General features: G+C 73.1%; 3 protein-coding genes. 1 reads left to right on the forward strand and 2 read right to left on the reverse strand.

Translation table 11 applies throughout. The annotated features are described in order from the left end of the window. Window positions 1-1,516, reverse strand: a 1,516-nt coding sequence (locus MEICH_RS24440; protein ID WP_051304081.1) for an endonuclease MutS2, incomplete at its 3' end; no start/stop codon positions are given. 114 nt (window positions 1,517-1,630) lie between these two features. Here MEICH_RS24440 and MEICH_RS0109720 point away from each other — a divergent pair. Next, window positions 1,631-3,295 (forward strand): M14 family metallopeptidase, encoded by a 1,665-nt coding sequence (locus tag MEICH_RS0109720; protein ID WP_051304082.1) that lies wholly within the window; start codon window positions 1,631-1,633, stop codon window positions 3,293-3,295. A 228-nt stretch (window positions 3,296-3,523) separates the two neighbouring features. Here MEICH_RS0109720 and MEICH_RS24445 read toward each other — a convergent pair. Continuing rightward, window positions 3,524-4,158, reverse strand: a 635-nt coding sequence (locus MEICH_RS24445) for a 3-keto-5-aminohexanoate cleavage protein (RefSeq protein WP_051304083.1), incomplete at its 5' end; no start/stop codon positions are given.

A 4,158-nucleotide genomic window follows, 5' to 3' on the forward strand; every position in this document is an offset into this window, starting at 1 on the left:
CCGCCAGCAGGCGCTCCACCCGGCCCCCCTCGGGGCCCAGCAGCTCCTCGGCGCGGGCGACGCCCTCGGCGGGGAAGCCCAGCCGCCGGGCGATGGACAGCGCGTAGCTGCGGCCCGGCGAGCCCACCACCAGCCGGTAGGTCGGGCGCAGGTTCTCCAGGTCGAAGCGCATGGAGGCGTTGCGCACGCCGGGCTGCTCCTGGGCGAAGGCCTTGAGCGGGGTGAGGTGGGTGGTGATCAGACCGCGCGCGCCTCGCTCGAGGAGGCGCTCGAGGAAGGCCTGCGACAGCGCCGCCCCCTCCTCGGGGTCGGTGCCCGAGCCGAGCTCGTCGATGAGCACCAGGCTCTGCGCGTCGGCGTGCTCGAGCACCTCCTTCAGCCGCAGCAGGTGGGCGGCGAAGGTGGAGAGGCTCTCCTGCAGGCTCTGCTCGTCGCCGATGTCCACGAAGAGCTGGGTGGGGAAGTCGAGCGCCGCGCCCTCGGCGGCCACGAAGAGCCCGGACTGGGCCATGAGCACCGCGAGGCCCAGGGTCTTGAGCAGCGCGGTCTTGCCGCCCATGTTGGGGCCGGTGAGCAGCAGGATGCGGTGCTCGGCGGAGAGCTCGAGGTCGTTGGCGACGGCGCCGGGGATGAGGGGGTGGCGGGCGTCGGCCAGGCGGTAGGTGCCCGCCTCGAAGCGGGGCCGGGTGAGCCGCCAGTCCTGGGCCAGGCTGGCGGCGGCGCGGGCGAGGTCGAGCTCGACGAGGGCCTCGAGGGTTTCCGGCAGCTCGGGGTCGTTGGCCAGAATCCCCGAGAGCTCGAAGAGGATGCGGTTGACCTCGGCCTCCTCCTCCAGGCGCAGGCTGGCGAGCTGGTTGTTGAGCGGCACCACGCCGGCGGGCTCGAGGAAGACCGTCATCCCGGTGTCCGACTGGTCGAGCACGATGCCCGGGACCTGGTTCTGGGCGCTGGCCTTCACCGGGATCACGTAGCGGTCGCGCCGGATGGTGATGAGCCGGTCCTGGATGGCGCTGGCGTGGCGGTCCATGAGGCTGTAGAGCCGGTCCTGGATGCGCTCGCGCAGCGGGTTGAGCGAGGAGCGGATCTCGCGCAGGCGCGGGCTGGCCGAGTCGCGCACGTGGCCGGTCTCGTCGAGCGACTCCCTGACCCGGCGGCGGAAGAGGGTGTGCTCGCCGATGCGGGCCGCGACGGCCTTGAGCCGCTCCCCGATCTCCAGCAGCTCGTGCTTGAGCTCGGCGGCGGCCTCGAGGCTGTGCGCGACGCCCAGCAGGTCGAGGCCCTCCAGCCGCCGCCCCTCCCGGGCCACGGCCAGCGCCGGGCGCAGGTCGCGGATGCCCCCCAGACGGTAGCTGTAGGCCACGGCCTCGGCCACCAGGGCCTGCTGCTCGAGGGCCTCCTCGAGGCGGGCCTTGGGGCCCAAGCGCAGCGCGGCCTCCTGGCCCATGAGGGTCGAGGCCCGGTCGGCGAGGGCCTGTTGAACGCGGTGAAATTCCAGGGCTTCGAGGGCGTCACGCATAAGCCGGCATCCAAAAGGCCAGTATAGCGCCTGCGCCCGGGCCGTTTGCGCCCTGGCTCAGGCTTGGGGGGCCGCATAGAATGGGCGGGTCATGCGGGCGAAAGGGGCGGGGGCGTGAGGTGGTGGCCGGTGGCCGTGGGGGTGGCCCTGCTGCTGGCGGGCTGCGCGGGGTGGGCGGGCACGGAGGGCCGGGTCAGCGAGGCCGAGAAGCGCTTTTTCGCCCAGAACGAGCTGGTCTTCGCCCGCGTGGACTTCACCGACCTCGAGGTCGCTCGCAGGCTGGTGGTCAGCTTCGAGGCCGTCAGCGCCAGGTACGGCGAGGGCTACTTGCTGCTCGAGCTCTCCCTCCAGGACTTCGCCCGCCTGCGCGCCCGCGAGCGCGAGCTGGGCCTGCGGGTCTCCCTCGACACCGGGCTGAGCGAGCAGCAGAGCCGCCGGCTGCGGGGCTTCGAGGAGGGGGCCCTTGCCGAGGCCCTGCGCGACTTCCCCTGCTACCGCACGCTCGAGGAGACCTTCGCCGCCGCCCGGAGGATCGTGGCCGAGCACCCCGCCCTCGCCGCCTGGGCCGACATAGGCGATAGCTGGCGCAAGGGCTTCGCCTCGAGGTTCGCCCGCTCCGGCCACGACCTGGGGGTGCTCGAGCTGACCAACCGCGCCGTCGCCGGCCCCAAGCCCCGGCTTTTCATCACCAGCGCCCTCCACGCGCGCGAGCTCGCCACCGCCGAGCTCGCCACCCGCTTCGCCGAGCACCTCGTGGGCGCCTACGGCACCGACCCCGACGTGACCTGGCTGCTCGACCACCACGAGGTCCACCTGCTGCTCCAGGCCAACCCCGACGGCCGCGAGCTGGCCGAGGCCGGCATCCTCTGGCGTAAGAACGTCAACCTGCTGGCCTGCCCGCTCAGCCGCGCCCGCAGGGGGGTGGACCTCAACCGCAACTTCGGCTTCGAGTGGGGCACCGCGGGCTCGAGCGCCGAGTCGTGCAGCGAGACCTACCGGGGCTCCGCCCCCGCCTCCGAGCCGGAAACCCGCGCCATCCAGGCCTACCTGCGCCGGAGCTACCCCGACGTGCGCGGCCCCGCCCTCGCCGACGCCGCCCCCGCCGACGCCCAGGGCCTCTACCTCGACCTCCACAGCTACGGCGAGCTGGTGCTGTGGCCCTGGGGCAACCGCGAGACCCCCGCCCCCAACGGCCCCGCCCTGCAGACCCTGGGCCGCAAGCTGGCCTTCTTCAACGGCTACACGCCCACCCAGGCCATCGGGTTCTACCCCACCAGCGGCACCACCGACGACTTCGCCTACGGCGAGCTCGGCCTCGCCGCCTACACCCTCGAGCTCGGCACCAGCTTCTTCGAAGGCTGCACGGAGTTCGAGGACGAGATCCTCCCCCGCAACCTCCCCGCCCTGCTCTACGCGGCCAAGGTTGCCCGCGCCCCCTACCAGCTCCCCTCCGGCCCCGACGCGCTCGAGCCCGCCCTCAGCGGCACCACCCTCACCGCCACCCTCGACGACAGCCGCTTCAGCCGGGCCCGGGGCACGGAGCCCACCCAGCCCATCGCCGCCGCCGAGTTCTACATCGACACCCCGCCCTGGGCCAGCGGCGCTCAGCCCCACCCCATGACGCCGGGCGACGGCCGCTTCGACGCGGTGCGCGAGGCCGCCTGGGCCGAGGTCCCCACGGCGGGCCTCGCCCCGGGCCGCCACCTCGTCTTCGTGCGGGGCCAGGACGCGGCGGGCAACTGGGGGCCGGTGAGTGCGGTGTTTCTGGAGGTTCGGTAGGGGTTGGGTGTTGAACGTCGATGGTCGATAGCTGATAGCCGAACGCCCAACGCCTAACGCCCAACGCCCAACGCCGGTCGTACGTCGTACGCAAAACGCAAGACGCAAAACGCAAAACGCCTTTTCTTTACCCCCCTTAGCAAGGGGGGTTAGGGGGGATAAACCCTCCCCGCCGGCGGGGAGGGAAGGGGAGGGGCGTCTTTCACCACACGCCACGAGCCCCCACTTCTAGCTGATGGCTGACCGCTGATCGCTGCCCGCTTCCTGGGCCCTCTGCACGGTGTACTCCACCAGGGCGGCGTTGTCGGGTGCGGGGTTCCCGTCGGGGAGGGTGAGGGTGTCCTCGAGGCCGATGCGTACCTCGTAGCCTAGGGCCAGGGAGCGCTCGAGCAGGGGCCAGGTGGTGTGGTCGAGGCCGTGCAGCAGGCGGGGGAGGGTGGGGTGGAGGGGCTCGAGGACGGTGAGCATGGCGTCTACGGCGGCGTGGGCGGCCTCGAGGTCCTGCTCCTTGGGCTCGAGGAGCAGGCGCACCAGCGGCAGCCCGTCCGCTTCGGCCAGCCGGCGGGCGTCCTCCGCCGAGGCGAGCCCGGCCTCCACGCCGAAGCCCATTTCTCCCGCCAGCCGGCACAGCTCGAGCCAGCCCGGCTCGGCGAAGTTGATCGAGACGAAGTCGGGCAGGACCTCCCAGGCGGCCACGAGGCGGTGGCGCTGCCGGGGGTCGCCCACCATCCACAAACCCGTGCTCAGCCCCACGGGGATGCCGGGGCAGGCGGCGCGGAGGGCCTGCAGCGCCGCGGCGCAGTGGGCGGGCTCGAGCGACTCCCGGCCGGCCGGGTCGCGGGGGTGGACGTGCAGGGAGCGGG

Origin of the sequence: Calidithermus chliarophilus DSM 9957, from assembly GCF_000430045.1 — a bacterium.
GTDB lineage: Bacteria > Deinococcota > Deinococci > Deinococcales > Thermaceae > Calidithermus > Calidithermus chliarophilus.